Source organism: Actinokineospora sp. NPDC051303 (genome assembly GCF_055586285.1).
On sequence record NZ_JBVJIN010000003.1, the window covers coordinates 216,076 to 232,756 of the forward strand.

General features: G+C 71.8%; 16 protein-coding genes. 7 read left to right on the forward strand and 9 right to left on the reverse strand.

Annotation, left to right across the window (positions count from 1 at the left end):
* Window positions 1-3: 3 nt before the first annotated feature.
* Genes ACZ6SD_RS04190 through ACZ6SD_RS04205 form a run of 4 tightly spaced genes read right to left on the reverse strand, consistent with a single transcriptional unit; the run spans window position 4 to window position 3,075 of the window.
* Window positions 4-717, reverse strand: coding sequence for a hypothetical protein (locus ACZ6SD_RS04190; protein ID WP_465315432.1), 714 nt, complete (start codon window positions 715-717; stop codon window positions 4-6).
* 42 nt (window positions 718-759) lie between these two features.
* Window positions 760-1,086, reverse strand: a complete 327-nt coding sequence (gene trxA / locus ACZ6SD_RS04195; RefSeq protein WP_465315433.1) for a thioredoxin — start codon at window positions 1,084-1,086, stop codon at window positions 760-762.
* Window positions 1,083-1,472, reverse strand: coding sequence for a MerR family transcriptional regulator (locus tag ACZ6SD_RS04200; RefSeq protein WP_465315434.1), 390 nt, complete (start codon window positions 1,470-1,472; stop codon window positions 1,083-1,085). The genes trxA and ACZ6SD_RS04200 overlap by 4 nt, the downstream gene beginning before the upstream one ends.
* A 40-nt stretch (window positions 1,473-1,512) precedes the next feature.
* The gene (locus ACZ6SD_RS04205) at window positions 1,513-3,075 is read right to left on the reverse strand and encodes an extracellular solute-binding protein (protein ID WP_465315435.1); all 1,563 of its coding nucleotides are present in this window, start codon (window positions 3,073-3,075) and stop codon (window positions 1,513-1,515) included.
* A 202-nt stretch (window positions 3,076-3,277) separates the two neighbouring features.
* Between ACZ6SD_RS04205 and ACZ6SD_RS04210 the strand changes: the two genes are divergently transcribed.
* On the forward strand, window positions 3,278-5,824 hold the full coding sequence (locus ACZ6SD_RS04210) for an ABC transporter substrate-binding protein (protein WP_465315436.1): 2,547 nt from the start codon (window positions 3,278-3,280) through the stop codon (window positions 5,822-5,824).
* On the opposite strand, the gene ACZ6SD_RS04215 is transcribed toward ACZ6SD_RS04210, so the two are convergent.
* Both ACZ6SD_RS04215 and ACZ6SD_RS04220 read right to left on the reverse strand, forming a co-directional pair.
* Window positions 5,825-6,277 (reverse strand): hypothetical protein, encoded by a 453-nt coding sequence (locus ACZ6SD_RS04215; RefSeq protein WP_465315437.1) that lies wholly within the window; start codon window positions 6,275-6,277, stop codon window positions 5,825-5,827.
* Window positions 6,274-6,903, reverse strand: a complete 630-nt coding sequence (locus ACZ6SD_RS04220; RefSeq protein WP_465315438.1) for a DJ-1/PfpI family protein — start codon at window positions 6,901-6,903, stop codon at window positions 6,274-6,276. Before ACZ6SD_RS04220 ends, ACZ6SD_RS04215 begins: the two co-directional genes overlap by 4 nt.
* A 125-nt stretch (window positions 6,904-7,028) precedes the next feature.
* Here ACZ6SD_RS04220 and ACZ6SD_RS04225 point away from each other — a divergent pair, with 125 nt between their 5' ends.
* Genes ACZ6SD_RS04225 through ACZ6SD_RS04235 form a run of 3 tightly spaced genes read left to right on the forward strand, consistent with a single transcriptional unit; the run spans window position 7,029 to window position 9,726 of the window.
* Window positions 7,029-7,982 carry a GlxA family transcriptional regulator gene (locus ACZ6SD_RS04225; RefSeq protein WP_465315439.1) on the forward strand — a complete coding sequence of 318 codons (954 nt, stop codon included), beginning with the start codon at window positions 7,029-7,031 and terminating at the stop codon, window positions 7,980-7,982.
* A gap of 6 nt (window positions 7,983-7,988) precedes the next feature.
* On the forward strand, window positions 7,989-8,966 hold the full coding sequence (locus ACZ6SD_RS04230; RefSeq protein WP_465315440.1) for a hypothetical protein: 978 nt from the start codon (window positions 7,989-7,991) through the stop codon (window positions 8,964-8,966).
* A gap of 22 nt (window positions 8,967-8,988) precedes the next feature.
* Window positions 8,989-9,726, forward strand: coding sequence for a hypothetical protein (locus tag ACZ6SD_RS04235; RefSeq protein WP_465315441.1), 738 nt, complete (start codon window positions 8,989-8,991; stop codon window positions 9,724-9,726).
* Here the strand turns inward: ACZ6SD_RS04235 and ACZ6SD_RS04240 are convergent.
* Entirely contained in the window at window positions 9,617-11,599 is a 1,983-nt protein-coding gene (locus ACZ6SD_RS04240) for an NACHT domain-containing protein (RefSeq protein WP_465315442.1), read from the reverse strand. The two genes, ACZ6SD_RS04235 and ACZ6SD_RS04240, sit on opposite strands and share 110 nt — an antisense overlap.
* 81 nt (window positions 11,600-11,680) lie before the next feature.
* Here ACZ6SD_RS04240 and ACZ6SD_RS04245 point away from each other — a divergent pair, with 81 nt between their 5' ends.
* Complete coding sequence (locus ACZ6SD_RS04245) at window positions 11,681-13,072, forward strand: class I SAM-dependent methyltransferase (protein WP_465315443.1); 1,392 nt, start codon at window positions 11,681-11,683, stop codon at window positions 13,070-13,072.
* On the opposite strand, the gene ACZ6SD_RS04250 is transcribed toward ACZ6SD_RS04245, so the two are convergent.
* On the reverse strand, window positions 13,069-14,031 hold the full coding sequence (locus ACZ6SD_RS04250) for an asparaginase domain-containing protein (RefSeq protein ID WP_465315444.1): 963 nt from the start codon (window positions 14,029-14,031) through the stop codon (window positions 13,069-13,071). The genes ACZ6SD_RS04245 and ACZ6SD_RS04250 overlap by 4 nt on opposite strands.
* Before the next feature lie 50 nt (window positions 14,032-14,081).
* Entirely contained in the window at window positions 14,082-14,786 is a 705-nt protein-coding gene (locus tag ACZ6SD_RS04255) for a Clp protease N-terminal domain-containing protein (protein ID WP_465315445.1), read from the reverse strand.
* A gap of 104 nt (window positions 14,787-14,890) precedes the next feature.
* Here ACZ6SD_RS04255 and ACZ6SD_RS04260 point away from each other — a divergent pair, with 104 nt between their 5' ends.
* Both ACZ6SD_RS04260 and ACZ6SD_RS04265 read left to right on the forward strand, forming a co-directional pair.
* Window positions 14,891-15,754: an alpha/beta fold hydrolase gene (locus ACZ6SD_RS04260; RefSeq protein WP_465315446.1), complete on the forward strand. Its 864-nt coding sequence runs from the start codon at window positions 14,891-14,893 to the stop codon at window positions 15,752-15,754.
* Window positions 15,755-15,760: 6 nt separating this feature from the next.
* Window positions 15,761-16,348: a TetR/AcrR family transcriptional regulator gene (locus tag ACZ6SD_RS04265; protein WP_465315447.1), complete on the forward strand. Its 588-nt coding sequence runs from the start codon at window positions 15,761-15,763 to the stop codon at window positions 16,346-16,348.
* The last annotated feature ends 333 nt before the right edge of the window (window positions 16,349-16,681 follow it).

The following is a 16,681-nucleotide window of genomic DNA, read 5'->3' on the forward strand; positions in this document are numbered from 1 at the left end:
GGCTTATCCGATCCGCTGGCGTCGCCAGGACGGCGGGGCGATCGCGGGCGGAGTGTTCACCCGGGCGTTGGTCGCGTGCCAGGTCGCGTCCCACTGGTCCAGCGGGCCTGCCAGGTTCTCGCACACCGCGCGGGCCAGGTCCTCGGGGGAGCGGCCTTGCCACGGCGTGGTCACGAAGACCTGGTAGTCGTCCGCTGTCCAGAGAACCACCTGGAAGCGCTCCGGATCGCGGTAGTCGTTCCCGGCGGTATAGGGCGTGATACCGAGGCCGAGCAGCCGTTCCCGGTCCACGTTCGTCAGCACGAGCCGCCCGGCGGTCCGCACCGGGGTCTCCCACGAGTGTTCGGCGAACGCCCGCGCGATCTCCGCGTCGTACGCCGCGGCCGCGAAGACGAAGACACGGTCCTCGTCGCCCCGGCGCAGCCATTCCCAGCGCACCCGGTCGCCCTCCCGGACGATCCGGACGTCGGTCGGCCCACAGCCGTAGACACCGCACGAGCAGCGCCCGATCGGCACCGTCCGCACCTCGTCGGTGGCCACCAAGCGATTGTCCGGGACGAGGACTTTGTACGGGTCCATTCCCACCCCACCGCCCGCGGCGGTCATCTCGACTCCGTTGACGTGCACCCGCACCTCGAAACCGGAGTAGGCGGGAAGATTCGCCGCCGCCACCTCCAGCAGGAGCGAGTCGACCGGGCCCCCATGGTTTTCGATCATGGGCCCATTGTCGTCCGTTGCCCGCGCGCCTGCGCGGCATTTTCAGCGCGCCAAGGCGGCGTCCAACTCGGCCAGCAACACGGCCTTCGGGCGCGCGCCTACCAGAGACCACACCGGCTTACCGTCACGGAAGACCAGCAGCGTCGGCAGGGACATGACCTGGTAATCCCGGGCGACGAGGGGGTTCTCGTCAGTGTTGACCTTGCGCACGGTAAGCACGTCGGCGCGCTCGCGGGCGATCTCGGCGAGCACCGGGGCGATCATGTGGCAGGGCGGGCACCACCGCGCCCAGAAGTCCACCAGCACCGGCTTGTCGTGGCGCAGGACGTCGCGCTCGAACGTCGCGTCGGTCACCTCGTGCGGGGTCACGACCGACCTCCCGGCACGCCGCAGGTTCCCGGGTCGCGGGCCAGCGCCTTGGCCAGCTTGCCCAGCAGCTCGGCCCGCACCGCGCCGAGCCGTTCGAGGCAGGCCTCCACCTCGGCGAGCTTGCGCTGGTAGACCTCGATCGAGTCGGCGCAGGCGTCCCCGGCCGCGTGCCCGGCGCGCAGGCACGCCACGAACGGCCGGGTGTCCTCCAGGCTGAGCCCGACCGCCCGCAGGGTCAGGATCTCGTTGACCAGCCGGAAGTCCTCTTCGCCGTACTCCCGGTAGCCGTTGGCCGAGCGCTGGGCCGCCAGCAGCCCCTGCGACTCGTAGAAGCGCAGCGCCCGTGTCGTCGTTCCGGCCCGTCTGGCCAGGTCGCCTATTCGCATACGCCGACGGTAAACGTTGCCGCCCACGTCAAGGCAAGCCTCACGGGCGTCGCAGGATCTCCGCCAGCTCCGCGGCGAAACCGTCCTCCAGCTTCCCGTTGTCGTTGAGCGCGCGCAGGACGCCCTGCCGGAACACCCGGCTGAACTCCGGGTAGTTCCGGGTGACCGGGCGCGGCCGCGCGCCGTCGAGCGCGGTGCGCACCGCTTGCCGGTCGGGCCGTTTCGCGTTGCTGAACGCGGACTGCCGGGTCGGGGCGAACCCGCCGATCTCGGACAGGATCAACTGGCTCTGCGCGCTGGTGAGGAACTCGATGAGCGCCTGCGCCGCCCGGGGCTTGTCCGTCGACGCCGAGACCGCCAGGTTCTGGCCGCCGAGCACGCTCGGGCTGGGCGGGACGGCGACCTCGAACGGCACGCTGTCGCCCACCCGGTCGACGGCGACCGGCCAATTGCGCATGTACAGCGTGCGCCCCTCCCGGAACGCGTCCGACGCCGAGGTCTCCGCGGTCTTCCTGGCCTCGTCGTCCTCGGTCAGCACGATGTCGGGGTCCCGGGAGGCCGCGGCCAGGTTCGCGATCCCTTTCAGGTCGGCCTGGCCGAAGTAGACCTCGCTCTTGTCCGGGTTCTGCAAGACCTGCCCGGTCTTGTCGACCACCTCGCCGCCCGCGGCCCAGATCGCCTCGAACGCGGTGATGGTCAGCACTTCCTCGTTGGCCAGTTGCGCCGCGTTCGCCGCCGCGACCCCGGGCGTGCGGGCCGCGGCGGCCTTGGCGGCGGAGCCGTAGTAGTCGTCCCAGGTCTTCGGGCTGACGGCGTCGGGAATGTCGGTGCGGCGGAACAGCAGCCCGACGTCGGTGTTGAACGGCAGCGCCCACAGCGTCCCGCCGCGCTTGCAGGTGTCGAGCACCTTGGGCACGAAGTCGCCGATGTCCTGCGCCGAGAGCCGGGTCTGGTCCAGCGGGCGGATATAGCCGCGGTCGGCGAACTGCGCCATCCACACCACGTCGAGGGCGTAGACGTCGGCCTCGTGCTCGCCGTCGGGCTTGGCGTCGTTGACCATCCGGGCGTTCTGCTGGTCCGGCTCGCCCGGCGAGACGTTGAACACGACCGGGTTGTCGGGGTTGAGCTGGTTCCACTGGTTGACCAGCATCGACCTCGGGTCGCTCGCGCTCTCGCTGAACCCGGTCATCAGCACCAGCGGCCCGGGTTCCAGGCCGGTCGACGCTGGCCGCAGAGCGACCCCGGCCGCCACGATCGCGACCACCGTGAGCACGATCCCGACCTGCTTCAACGGCCGCCGCAGCGCCCGGCCGAGCCTGCCGGTCAGGTCCACGAACCCGATGTTGGCCCGCTCGGGGTTGTGCCAGACCGTCCGGATCGCCTTGGGCAGGAAATTGACCGAGACACCGGAAAGGATCACCACCACCCCCACGGCCAGCAGGCGCAGGACCGAGCCGGGACTCCACCGGTGGTCGGTCTCCTCGGCCAGCAGCAGCGAGGTCAGCAGCACGGACATCGAGGTGATGGCGATGACCACGACCAAGACCAGCGCGACCACGAAGATGCGATAGCGGGGACTCCATCGTCCCCCGGATGCAGGCATTCCCCCCACCTTTCCCATGATCGGGCAAACCAGGCAACACCAGCCGGGCAACGCTGTCAATCCACCGATAAAACGATTCGGCGACCGGTGATCAACCGCACCGTCAGCAGGCGAACCCGTTCGGGTGTAAGGAAAGCCGTCTCGATCGTGGTCGCCGCCCCCGGTCTACCTTGGCTCTCCCGCACACCCCAGGGAGGCCGTGATGGCGCAGGAGAAGCCGGAGACCGCGGTCACCCTCACCCACCAGGCGATCGGGCTGGCCGAGTCCGACTCGCAGCGGGCCCGCGCGCTGCTCGGGCTGGCGCTGGCCAAGGACGAGGACTACGAGCCAGCGTGGCGCTGGCTCGCCGAACTGGTGGACGACGACGGCGAGCGCCGGTTCTGCCTGGACAAGGCCTACGCCATCAAGGCCGACCCGGCGACCGACCGGATTCGCAAGGAGTTGGGCCGGGTCACCCCGGTCCCTCCGGCCGAGGTCGCCGACCTGATCGAGCCGCCCCGGCCGGAGGCCGTCGCCGAGGCGCGGCGTCGGCGGGCGGGCGCGCGGACGTGGATCGCGGCCGCGGTGGCCGCGCTGGTCGTGCTCACCGCGGTCGGAGTGTGGGCGTTGTCCGCGGGACAGCAGGGCAAGCCGGTCTATGTCGCGCTGGTGGCCGGGATGACCGGGGAGAGCGCGAAGACCTCCGCGCACCTGGAACGCGGCGTGCGGACGCACCTGGAGGAGGTGAACCGCACGGGCGGGGTCGCCGGGCGCCCGGTCGAACTGCTCGTCTACGACGACGCCGACCAGGCGGACAAGGCCGCCGCCATCGCCGAGGAGATCGCCCGCGAGAACAAGGTGATGTTCGTCGTGGGCCACGGGATCAACGAGACCTCGCTCGCGGCGCAGCCGATCTACCAGCGGGCGCGGATTCCGGCCATCACCCCGGCCGCAGGCGCGCCGCGGGTGACCGACGACAGCGACTGGTACTTCCGCAGCATGTTCGGCACCCGCACGGAAAGCGACTTCCTCGCCGTCTACGCCGCCCGCGTCCTGGGCTCGGCGACGGCGGCCATCGTGTTCGAGGACACCGAGGCGGGCCGCGCGGGCGACGAGACGTTCTCGGCGTCGTTCGGCCAGTTCGGCGCGGTCGCCGCCCGGGTGCCGGTCTCGGCCAAGCCCGGACAGTCGGTGGACGACGCCGTGACGGCGCTGCGCGCGCTCGGCTCCGGCACCCCGATCGTGCTCGCCATGCACGACTACCACGGCCTGGCGATGATCGACCGGCTGCGCTCGTCGGGGGTCACCGCGCCCATTCTCGGCACCGCTTCCCTTGGCGCGGAAGCGTTCCACGACGACCTCGTGCGGACCGAGCGGCAACGGGGCCGCCCCGGGCTGCTCACCGGCAATCTCTACCTGGGCACGCCGCTGGCGCCCGACTCGCTGTCCGGCCCGGCGCTGGCCTGGGCGCAGGAATACACGCGGTGGTACGGGGAACACCCGCTCTGGCACGCCGCGACCGGCCGCCAAGCGCTCAACGTCGGCTTGCACGCGATCACCAAGGGGAACCTGAGCCTCGCCGAGGACCGCGTCGGCGAGGACCGGCAGCGGCTGCGGGACACGCTGGCGTCGTTGAAGGACAAGCGAAACGCGTTCCCGGCGCTGCTCGGCCCGCTGTACTTCTCCGCGCACGGGTCCGCGCAGATGCCGGTGACCATCGTGACCAGCGACGGCGCCCGCCTCGTCTCCGCGCCGACCCAGCTCACCATCTACGAGCCGACCTCCGACGAGGCGCTGCGGTCCGGCTTGGCGGACGGGAGCGTCATCGCGGTGGGGGACCGGCTGCTGACTCGCCGCCAGGTCGTGGCGACCGGCGTCAACCTCAACGAGGTGCGCGACCTCGACACCCGCGACGGCACGTACTTCGTGGACTTCTTCCTGTGGCTCAAGTACTCCGGCGACCACCGGGCCGCCGACGTCCAGTTCGTCAACGCGGTCGACCCCGACCTCAAACTGGGCGAGCCGCTGCGCGACGTCACCAAGAACGGCGGCACCTACCGCCTCTACCGGGTGGCCGACCGGTTCAAGAACGGCTTCGAGTTCCGCTCCTTCCCGTTCGACCACCAGAACCTGACCGTGCTGCTGCAGAACCGAACCCAAACCGCCGACGAGGTGGTTTACGTGACGGACCGGGAAATCCTGAACCAGTCACCGGAGGACTACCTGCGCAGCGGCACCGACGCCGAGGCCAGCATCAACCAGTTGCCCAACTGGCTCACCACCTCCGCCCGGTTCTTCCAACGGACCGTCGGCAGCAGCGACGCCCTGGGCGCGGGCACGGCCGCGGGCATCTACTACAGCCAGTACGCCGCCGACGTGGAGATCCAGCGGGACGTCCTGCCGTTCCTGGTCAAGAACCTGCTTCCGTTGGTGCTGCTCATTTGTGTCACCTACCTGCTGCTGTTCTTCTCGCCGACAGACGGAACGGCCCCGGTGTCCATGGGCGTCACCGCGATCCTCAGCACAGCGGTCCTGCTCAACAACGTGACGTCCCAACTTCCGTCCGTCAGCTACACCGTCGCCTTGGAATGGGGCTACTACGCGTTCATCCTGCTGGCCTCGGTCTGCGTCCTGATCGCCATGCTCCGCAAACGCCTGGCCACCATCCGCCGCGGCGACCTGGAACGCAAGCTGACCAAAGCCGCCCGCGTCGGCTATCCGGTCTACATCTTGGGCCTGGTGCTCACGTACCTGGTCGCCTTCGCCTGATCAGGCGCCGGTGGTGGAGCCGGGGCGCACGATCATCAGGACGGTGACCGTGGCCCACAGGATGTTGAAGACGCCGGTGTGCATGGCCAACCGCGCGGTCAGCGCGGGCGCTGGCGCGGTGACCGCGGTGAGGATCTGGTCTTGGCGGGGGAGGATCAGCAGCGCCAGCACGCCCGCGGCGGCGGCGGTCAGCACGATCGAGACGACCACCCACGGGTCGCCCATCACCCGCATGCTGCCCGCGGTGGCGAAACCGAACACCGGGACCGCGATCCCGACCGCGGCGTAGACCCGGCAGACGCGGTGCAGGGTGCGCAGGGCGCCGACCTCGCTCTCGCCGGGGTAGGCCCAGGCGCGGCGGGCGGCGGCGGGGAACATGCTCGCCGCGACGGTCACCGGGCCGATCGCGACGATCGCGGCGAGGACGTGCAGGATGAGCAGGATCTTGGTCACGCCGCGCTCGCCGACCAGACCGTGCCGCGGCGCTCGTGCGCGATGAGGGTCTCGACCTCGTGCGCGACGCGCGGGCTCACCTCGCGTTCCAGCAGGTACAGCGCCACATCCAGGCCGGAGGTCACCCCGGCTCCGGTCACCAGGTCGCCGTCGTCGACCACCCGCGCGTCGATCGCGACCGCCCCGGCCGCGGCCAACGCCCCGCGCCCCAGGTGATGCGTGGTCGCGGGCCTGCCTGCGATCAGGCCCGCCATGGCGAGCAGCAGCGAGCCGCCGCACACCGTGGCCACGGTCAGCCCCGGCCGGGCGACGGATTCGGCGAGCAGGGCGCGTAAACCGGTGCCGAGCGCGCGGGCCAGGATCGCCGGGATGCTGTCGTCCCGCATGTCCTGCTCGCCTTCGGGCAGCCGCCCCGCCGCGCCCGGCACGACGATCAAATCGGCGCGCGCGGGCTCCAGTCGGGTCGTCGCCCGCAGCGACAGCGGGCTGATCCCGCTGGGCACCTCGCGCGCGCCCTCGGCGGAGACGAGTTCGACGGTCAGCGCCCCGCTCGCGGCCAGCACCTCGTAGGGGGCCACGACATCGAGCGGGTCGAAGCCGTCGAACAACACGACCTGGGCAAGCATGCGCACTCTCCTCATCTGGGGGTGAGCAGAACGCTAGGGACGGCGCGCGATCCGGAGAAGTGGCCGGATTGCCAGGTTCCAACGGATTCTCGCCATCGGCCAGGTCGGGCCAGTAGGTTCCGGTCATGCGCACCGTCGCCGTGCTCGCCCTGGACCAGGTCATCCCGTTCGACCTCGCCACCCCGATCGAGGTCTTCGCCCGCACCCGACTGCCCGACGGCGGCCCCGCCTACCAGGTCCGCGTCTGTGGCGCGACGCCCACCGTCCACACCGCCGCGTTCACCTTCCACCCGCCGCACGACCTGACCGCCCTGGTCGACGCGGACACGGTCATCGTCCCCGGCCGGACCGACCCCACCGCCCCGATCCCGCCGGAAGCCCTCGACGCGCTCCGCCAAGCCGCGGCCACCGGCGCCCGCATCGCCTCGATCTGCGTCGGCGCGTTCACCCTCGCCGCCACCGGCCTGCTCGACGGCCGCCGCGCCACCACGCACTGGCTCGCCGCGGCCGCGCTCGCCGCCCGCCACCCCGAGATCGACGTCGACCCGCACGTCCTCTACGTCGACAACGGCCAGTTCCTCACCTCCGCGGGCGCCGCCGCCGGACTCGACCTGTGCCTGCACCTGATCCGCCGCGACCACGGCTCAGCGGTCGCCGCCGACGCCGCCCGCCTGTCGGTCATGCCCCTGGAACGCGAAGGCGGCCAAGCCCAGTTCATCGTCCACGACCAGCCGCCCGCCCCCCGGGGAGCCACCCTGGAACCTCTCCTGCGCTGGCTGGAGGAGAACGCCACCAAAGACCTGGCGTTGGACGACATCGCCGCCCACGCGGGCATGAGCGCCCGCACCCTCAACCGCCGCTTCCGCGAGCAAACCGGCACCACACCCCTGCAATGGCTCCACCGCACCCGCGTCCGCCGCGCCCAACACCTCCTGGAAGCCACCACCCACCCGGTCGACCGCATCGCCACCGAAGTCGGCTTCACCTCCCCCACCACCTTCCGAGACCGCTTCAAACGCGTCGTCGGCACCAGCCCCAACGCCTACCGCGCCGCCTTCCGCCGCCCCACCGCGGGCTGAGGAGGCATGAGCCGCCCCGAAGCCGGGTTCTGGCGGGATCTGTGCGCCCTGCTGCGGTGGCTGTCGTTCGCCGGGGTGGTTCCGGGGGTGCGACGGCGGGCGGCGGGGTACGTGGCGGCGTTCGACCAGGTGGTCGCGCCGGTCGTGGCGGCCGCGGTGCCGGAGCGGGGGGCGCGGGTGCTGGCGGTGTTGCGGGCGACGAGCGTCAAGCTGGGCTTTCTCGTCGCCGGGTATGCGGCGATGGCGCGGGTGCCGGTGCGGTCGGATCTGCTGGTGCTGACCGGCGCGATCACCCGGGTGTACGACGACCTATTCGACCATTTCGGCGGGCCGGAACTCGACGACCGGCTGGCGGTGTTGTTTCGCGGTGGGGAGTTCGAGCCGCGCGGTGACATGGAGCGGCTTTTTCTCGGGCTGTACCGTGAAGTGCGGCGGCGGCTCGATCGCGGCCCCGACGACGTGGTCTTCGCCGCCTTGGCCGCCGTGCACGAGCACCAGGCGTGGTCGCGCAGGCAGGCCGACCCCGACATCGGGTCCGCGGAGATCGCGCGGATCACCGAGGGCAAGGGCGGCCACGGCATGGTCGTGCTGCTGTCGCTGGCCACGCCGCCGATGAGCAGGGGCGACGCGGACCTGGTCTACGAGCTCGGCGCGATCCTGCAACGGCTCGACGACTACCAGGACGCCGAGCCGGACGCGGCGACCGGGGTGGCCACGGCCGCCACGCGGGGAGAGTCGACCCTGGGCGACATCTGCGGCCGCCTGCGCGACCTCGCGCCCCGGCTGCGCGCCCACTACGGCAGTGAGCGGCCCCTTTACGCGGTCCTGCACGCGACCCTGTGGATGTCGTTCGCGCGCAGGCGGTGCCCGAACCTCGGCCGGGTCCTGCTCGGGTTCCGCACGCCGCTGGCGATCCTGTTGCGCCGCGCGGAAAGCTTGGCGGACGGAAAGCCGCGCAAGCCCCGTCACGCGCGGCCAGACTGAGACGAGAAGGGAAGGTGTGACCGTGGCCGATGGGACGTGGGGCGACTGGGAGACACCCCGCCCCGACCTGGCCACGCCCCTCGCCGCCCGCCCGAGCGTCCTGTCCCGGGTCATGGCCGCGCCCCGCGACCCCGCTTTCGGCCGGGCGCGCGACCAGACGCTGGTCCTCGCCCTGTCCGCGGGCGCGCTGATGCTGGCGGCCAAGACCGTGGTCGTGGACTCCGCGCGGGCGCCGGTCATCGCCGCCGCGGTCGTGCTGGTCCTCTACGCCATCGTGCGCTCGCTGTACCTGCTGGCGCTGGAGCGACGACAGCGCGCCTTCGAGCCGGACTGGCTGGCACGGCGGTCGGAAGCGTTGCGGGACAGCGAGTTCGAGGTGATCCGCTGCATTGTCGGCGGCCGGGTCTACGACCTGTCCGACGGCGAGCACACCGCCCGGCTACTGGGCCTGGCCGACGCCGACACCCGCGTCGAGATCGACTTCACCTACCCGCCCGCCGCCATCGAACGCGCCAGCAGCAGACTCGGCGACATCCGGCTCCGCCCGGTTCCCGCCGCAGCCCCGCCCATGGCCCGGTTCCCCGACGCCCGCTACGGGCTGCAAGCCTGCGGTCGCAAGACATTCTGGCGGCTGGGCGCGCGCGTGGTGCTCACCCTCGCCGAGCCAGTCGGTCCCGCAGCAACTCGTGCCGGAACTGGTACGTCGGCCCGACCAGGCGCAGCACGCCCAGCCGGTGGGCGTCCTGCAGAAAAGCCATGAGCCGCACCGGGGTCCGCCCGCGCAGCGCCAGCCACAGCCGGGCGGTGTTGAACCGGCTGGACGCGCTGGTCGAGTAGACCGTCAGCCCGAGCCCGGCCGCCCCGAGCACGCTGGCCACCCCCGCGCCGAGCAGGCCGACGAGCACCGGGTGGGTCACCGGCACCACGAGCCCCAGCCCGGACACCCCGACGACGCCGCCGAGGAACGCGCCCGCCAGCGCGCCGAGCACCGCGCCGAGACCGGCGGCGAACAGCACCGCGCGCTTGTCGTCGCGGTGCACGGATTCGGGCGTGACCGCCTCGGTGGGCTCGGTCGGCTCGGTGAACCGGCGCACCATCCCGTAGGCCACGCCGAAGACCAGGCCGATCGCCACCCCGTAGCCGCCGCCGTAGAGGCTGCCCACCGCGACCCCGCCCGCGACCGCGCCGACCGCCCCGTAGAGCAGGTCCCGGCCGAGGTCGCCGCGGCGCAGCACCCGGGGGACGAACCGGCGCGGGGGCTCGGCCGGGAGCAGGCGCAGCCCGATCCCGACGCCGACGCCGAGTGCCGCGCCGAGCAGCAGGCCCAGGCCCGGCTGGCCGAACAGCCCGAGCAGCAGCCAGCCCAGCAGCGCCGCGAGCGGCCCCCCGACCAGCACGCTGCGCACGACGAACACCGCGGTCGGCACCGCCCGCCACAGCTGCCACCACGACAGTTCCCGGAACTCCTGCGCCAGGAAGGCCAACCAGCGCTCGGCCTGCTCGGGGTCCCAGCGCGGCGGCTCGTGCGCCGGGTTCTGCAGCGGCGACGGCGGCCGGGTCGTGAACGCCTGGCGGGTGAACTCGTCCAGCAGGGTGGCCTCGACCTGCTCGGAGTCCGGCAGCCGCAGCAGGTCGGCCGGGTCCTTGCGCGGGTCGCCGTACACGGTCCGCGCCAGCGACAGCATCAGCGGCGTGCGCAGCGCGTGCCCAACGGGGGTGCCGGTCCGCTCGGTGAGGTCGGCCAGGATCGGCGCCCACCGCTCGGCGCCCGCGCGCGGGGTCGACTCGCGCAGGTAGCCCGCGATCGCCTCGTCGGGCAGCGGCAGCAACTCGACCACGTGCGAGTCGCGGATCACGCCCCCGGCGTTGGCCGAGGCGAACTCGGCGGCGCGGCAGGTGAGCACCGACGGGCGGGCGCTGCCCAGGTCGGCGTCCAGCGCCCGCAGCGCGGCGGGCCGCTGTTCCTCGGCGAGTTCGTCAAGCCCGTCGAGCACCAGCAGTATCCGGTCCTGGTTCAGCAGTTCCCGGGCGGCGGTGGGGCCGTATCGCGACTCGTTGCCGAGAAACGGGTAGATGTCGAGCAGGCTGGCCAACAGCCAGGAGTCGATGTTCTCGGCGGGATTCCACGTGGAGATTTGGAGCAGCACCGGCAGCCGGCGCGCCTCGGGCCGCCGCAGCAGTTCCAGCGTCAACAGCAGGCACAGCGCGGTCTTGCCCGAGCCCGGTTCCCCGACGACCACGGTGCGCCGGGGGTCGTCGGCGAAGTCGGCGACGAACTGGTCGAGGTCGATCTCGGCTGACTCGGCTGACTTGTCGTTGCTGGGCGGGACTCGGCAGCGCACGGGTAATCGGCGCGACCGGTCCAGCGACCGCCTGCGCGCCTCCGGTTCCCACTGCTTGCGCACCTCGGCGGCCAGCGCGTCGGCCGCGGCGTCCACCTGTTCGGCGGAACTGCTCCGCGCGGCGGGTTTCCACTTGGTGGCGGACAGGAACTGGGTAACCGCGGCGGCGCCGGACAGGATCGTCAGCAGCGTCGCCGCCGCGCCCGCGTCCTTGCGCGCCCACATCAGCGTCAACCCGAGAACCAGCAACCCCCACACGGCGACCTGGGTGAGCGCGACACGTCGGGACACCCGGACAGTTAACCCAACCTGGATGGTGAACGCCAGTAACTCGGTGGCGGGCGCGGCTGGCGCGTGGCTAGCCTCGCCCGGGTGATCCACGAGCACCCGCTGGCTTATCTGCTTGGTGTCGAAGGAATCGCGCTGCTGCGCGCCTTCCGTGGCGAACACGATCGCGACTTCGTGGCGGCACGTCTCGCCGAGATCCGCGGGCTGCTTGACGACAAATCGCTGGCGGACGCCGGGGTAGACGTAGAGCTGGTCGACACGGTCACTGGCTACCGCCTGTGGTCGCCAACCTATGACGACGGCAACACCGCGTTCGACGTCGACGGCCCCGTGGTCGAGGAGATCCTCGGCGCGCTGCCCCCCGGCCTCGCCCTGGACGCCGCCTGCGGCACCGGCCGAATGGCGCGGACGCTCGCCGCGCACGGGCACAAGGTGATCGGCGTCGACAGCTCACCCGACATGCTCGCGCTGGCCAGGAAACGACTCCCCGAAGCCGAGTTCCGGCGCGGCGACCTGCGTCGGCTGCCGGTTTCCGACGTCGAGGTGGACGTGGTCGTCTGCTCGCTGGCGCTGACCCACGTGCCCGACCTCGCCCCGGTGCTGGCGGAGTTCGCCCGGGTCCTGCGCCCGGGCGGACACCTGGTGATCTCCGACATCCACCCCGAAAGCGTCGCCCGCGGCTCAGTCCCCACCGTGCGCGACGCAAATGGCAAGCCCGGCAGGCTGATAGCCCACCAACACCGAGTCGGCGATTTCCTCCGCGCCGCCCTCGCGGTGGGCCTGCGCCCGCTGCGCTGCGAGGAACCCGGTTTGCCCGCACCGCAACAGAACTCGGAATCGGTCGCCACCGCGCGGCCGTCACCGGCGCGGGAACCCGCTGGGGACAGGTTGTCCGCCAAGCCTTTGTCGACGCTGGAACCTGCTGGGCATGGTGCTTCCGCGCGGCCTTTGTCGGCACCGGAATCCGCCGGGCATGGCTCGTCCGCGCAGTCTTCGTCGGCGCTGCCGTCCGTTGGTGGCAGTTCGTCTGCGCAGCTTGTGTCGGGACCTGCTGGGCACAGCGTGTCCGCGCGGCTTTTGTCGACGCCGGAATCGGCTGGGCATGGTTCGTCTGCGCAGTCTTCGTTGGCGTTGTCATCCGGTGGGGGCAGTTCGTCTGCGCAGCGTTGGTCGGAACCTGCTGGGCACAGCGTGTCCCTGCGGCCTTCGTCGGGGCCGGACACCGCTGGGCGCACTCCTTCCGCAGCGGATCTTCCGGCCCGGGAGCCGTCTGGGCGCGGCCTTTCGGCGCAGGACACCCGGCAGGCTCCTTCGGCCCACGACTCCGCCGAGCAGACCGCCAGCGACACCCCGCGGGAGCTGGGGCCGTGGGACGTATGGCCGTGGTCCCTGGCCACCCTGATCCCGGAAGCGGCCCAAGCCGCCGCGGCGGGCGTGCCCGCGGCGATCATCTGGCACTTCCAGGCGGCCGACTAGAAACCGGATTGGTCGAACCAGTCGCGGACCGCGGGGACGCCGCCCGCGCCGAGGGCGACCATCAGGGCGATCCGCGCGTGTCCCGGGGCCAGGCCGCGGGCGCTGATGGCGCCGACCTTGGTCGCCAGGCCGGTGGCGTCGTGCGCGTCGGCCAAGGGGCCATGCTGTGCGCGGGACGCGAGCACGACCGGGATGTCCCACTCGGTCAGCTCGCCGATGGTGGTGAACAGGTCGACCGGCACGTTCCCGGCCCCGGTGCCCTCCAGCACGACGCCGCGCGCCCCGGCGTCGACGGCCGCGGTCAGCAACGCGGGCGGCATACCCGGGTAGGTCTTGATCAGCGCGACATCGGTTTCCGGCAGCCCGTCCACAAACCGCGGCCGCGGGGGCGGGGGAGCGGTGATCGTGACCGCGCCCGCGACCCGCCCGACCGGCGGATGCGGCGCTGAGGTGAACACCGCGCCGGCGGTGGTGTCGGCCAGCCGCGCCCAGCGGGCCGCGTGGAGTTCGCCGCTCGCGCAGACCAGCGCGCCGAGCCCGCGCGCGGCCGGATCGGCGGCGCAGGCGATGGCGGCGGCCAGGTTGGCCGGGCCGTCGCCACCGGGCTCGTCCAGACAGCGGGCGGCCCCGGTGAACACGATCCCGCCCCGCCCGGCGGCCGACCCGGCGGTCAGGTCGGTGAGGAACGCCGTTTCCTCCAAGGTGTCGACACCGTGGGTGACGACCACGCCGTCGAACCCGTCATCGAGCAGCGCGGCCCGCGCCCGCCGCGCCAGTGCCAGCATGGTCCCCGGAGAGGTGTCCCAACTCGGCTCGGCCCGCACGTCCTCGACCCGCACCACCGCGCTCGGCGAGCCAGCCGCCGCGAGCAATTCGGCGCCCGAGGCGACCGACGGCCTGTCCGAATGCTGCCGGTAGGCGATCGTATCGCCGGTGGCCACGAGCAGAACCCGTGCCATCACACCACTCCCATCATGATCGACAGCGCCGCTGAGTCCGAACAGGACACTTAAACTCCCCGTTGTTCCAACCGGTCGAGCCGGTCGAGCACCGGCCGCAGTTCCCGCTGCACCACGGCGGCGATCGCCTCCGCACCACCGGATTGCGCCCGCAGGTGCGCGTAGCCGCTGAGCGCTGCCTCGACCGTGCGCCGGGTAGAACGCAGGTCGACGCCCAGGCTCCGCAGGACGTTCCCAGCGGTCCCCTCCGGCTCGCCGACGAGGCCGAGCAGCAGGTGCTCGCAGCCGACATAGTTGTGCCCCAGGGAAATCGCCTCGGTCACGGCCAGTTCCACCGCGTTGGCGGCCGGTCCGCTGAACCGCGTCGCGTCCCCGGCCACCGCGCGCCCGGCGCTGGCGAGCGCCCGGCCCACCTGCTCGGAATCGACTTCCAAGACGCGCAGCACTTGCAGGGCAAGGTTTCCGCCCTCGGCGAGCATGCCGTGCAGCAGGTGCTCGGTGCCCACGGCGGCGGCCCCGTCCGCCCGCGCCCGCTCGATCGCCAGCCTGAGCACCGCCCGCGTCCGCTCCGTGAACTGCGACAGCCGCGCTGTCGGGTCGTCATCGGCGAGATCGCCCAGCACGGTCGCCCGGATCGCGGCCACCCGCTTCACCGACTGCTCCAGCGCCCGCTGGCAGATCGCCGACACCGGCACCCCGGTCGCCTTGACCGCCTCGGCCAGTTCGTCCGGCAGGTACACATTGATCTTCGGCATGCCCCTCCCTTCAATAACCCCATATATAACCCCAGAGAGGGGTATGGTCAAACCGCATTTACATACATACGGTATGTATGTAACCGACATGGGGGAGGACGGACATGCTGGACCGGACGCGCCAGGCCCACCTGAGCCAAGGGGTGCTGGACTACGTGGAGATGGGCGAGGGCCGCCCGGTGGTGTTCGTGCACGGCCTACTGGTCAACGCCGACCTGTGGCGCGAGGTCCTGCCGCTGGTCGCCGCCGCCGGCTACCGCTGCCTGGCTCCCGACTGGCCGCTGGGCGCGCACCGGCTGCCGATGGCCCCCGACGCCGACCTGAGCCCACCCGGCCTGGCCCGCCTCGTCGCGGACTTCCTGGCCGAGCTGAACCTGCGCGACGTCCTGCTGGTGGCCAACGACACCGGCGGCGCGCTCACCCAGATCCTGATGGCCGAGCACCCGGACCGGGTCGCGGGCGTGGTCCTGACCCCGTCGGACTCCTTCGAGCGCTTCTTCCCGCCGATGTTCGCCCCGCTGCCGCTCCTGGCGAGGGCGCCGGGCTCGATGCGGCTGGTCGCGGCGGCGCTGCGCAGCCGGTTCGTGCGCGGTCTCCCGTTCGCCTTCGGCTGGGTCGCCAAACGCCCCATCCCCGACGCGGCGATCCACTCCTACATCGACCCGGCGTGGCAGACCCCCGGCGTCCGCGCGGACCTGGCCAAGTTCCTGCGCGGCGTGCACCGGCGGCATACCCTCGCCGCCGCGCGGAAACTGGCGGCCTTCCCCCACCCGGTCCTGCTGGCCTGGGCGACCGAGGACCGACTCTTCCCGCTGTCGCTGGCCCACCGCCTCGCCAACGTCCTGCCGAACGCCCGAATCGTGGAGATCCCCGACAGCTACACCTTCGTGCCCGAGGACCAGCCCACCGCCCTCAGCGAGCTGATCGTCGGGTTCGCGCGGGAGAAGGTGTTCCCCTTGGCACACTGACTGGCCATGCGCCGTAGCCAGCAGGACCGCTCCCGTGGCACCAAGACCGCCCTGACGACGGCCGCCCGCGCCCTGTTCGCCACCCGCGGCTACGACGCGGTGCCCGCCGACGAGATCGTCCGCGCCGCGGGCGTCACCCGAGGCGCCCTCTATCACCACTACACGGACAAGAAGGCCCTCTTCCGCGACGTCGTGGTCACCCTGGAAGCCGAGATCACCACCGAGATCCGCACCGCCATGACCACCGCCCCAGACCTGTCCACCGGCCTAGCCGCCGCCCTAACCGCCTTCCTGGACACCTGCACCCGCCCCGAAGTCCGCCAGATATCCCTCCTGGACGCCCCCCGAGTCCTAGGCTGGCACGACTGGCGCTCCATAGAAGCCGAGTTCGGCCTAGCCCTCCTAACCGAGGCACTCACCCTGGCCATAGACGCAGGCCTGATCCGCCCCCAACCAACCAAGGTCCTGTCCCGCCTCATCCTCAGCGCCCTCATCGAAGCCGCCCTCCTCATCACCGACGCCGACAACCCACCCCAGACCCGGGCGGAAGCAGAACAGGCACTGGCCGCCTGGATCGCCGGACTGGTCGCCTAGCTGTACTGAGCCAGCGGGCGAGCAGGGCACCCCGGCCCCCAACCAGACCGCACCCAACCCCGCCAGGTGCCAGATGGGGCGGACCGAGCAGCAACAACCAGCCCCCCACGAAGCCGCACGAACCCTGCCAGGTGCTCGATGGGGTGGAGTGGTTTCTTTGGGGGAGAAGGAAGATCCCTAAACTTGCCGTGGTCGTGGGGCCGAAGGCTCCCCACCCGTCTTTCCCACGACGGGATCTTCCTTCGTAGGGGCCCCAAAGAAACCACTCCACCCCATCGAGCAACCCCACCCAACCCACGCCACCCAGAGCAACCCCGAACCCCGCCACACCAG

Coding starts and splice junctions, on each gene's coding strand:
- ACZ6SD_RS04190 (WP_465315432.1), bottom strand. CDS start 717: ATGATCGAAAACCATGGGGGCCCGGTCGACTCGCTCCTGCTGGAGGTG.
- ACZ6SD_RS04200 (WP_465315434.1), bottom strand. CDS start 1,472: ATGCGAATAGGCGACCTGGCCAGACGGGCCGGAACGACGACACGGGCG.
- ACZ6SD_RS04205 (WP_465315435.1), bottom strand. CDS start 3,075: ATGCCTGCATCCGGGGGACGATGGAGTCCCCGCTATCGCATCTTCGTG.
- ACZ6SD_RS04210 (WP_465315436.1), top strand. CDS start 3,278: ATGGCGCAGGAGAAGCCGGAGACCGCGGTCACCCTCACCCACCAGGCG.
- ACZ6SD_RS04220 (WP_465315438.1), bottom strand. CDS start 6,903: ATGCTTGCCCAGGTCGTGTTGTTCGACGGCTTCGACCCGCTCGATGTC.
- ACZ6SD_RS04225 (WP_465315439.1), top strand. CDS start 7,029: ATGCGCACCGTCGCCGTGCTCGCCCTGGACCAGGTCATCCCGTTCGAC.
- ACZ6SD_RS04230 (WP_465315440.1), top strand. CDS start 7,989: ATGAGCCGCCCCGAAGCCGGGTTCTGGCGGGATCTGTGCGCCCTGCTG.
- ACZ6SD_RS04250 (WP_465315444.1), bottom strand. CDS start 14,031: ATGGCACGGGTTCTGCTCGTGGCCACCGGCGATACGATCGCCTACCGG.
- ACZ6SD_RS04255 (WP_465315445.1), bottom strand. CDS start 14,786: ATGCCGAAGATCAATGTGTACCTGCCGGACGAACTGGCCGAGGCGGTC.
- ACZ6SD_RS04260 (WP_465315446.1), top strand. CDS start 14,891: ATGCTGGACCGGACGCGCCAGGCCCACCTGAGCCAAGGGGTGCTGGAC.
- ACZ6SD_RS04265 (WP_465315447.1), top strand. CDS start 15,761: ATGCGCCGTAGCCAGCAGGACCGCTCCCGTGGCACCAAGACCGCCCTG.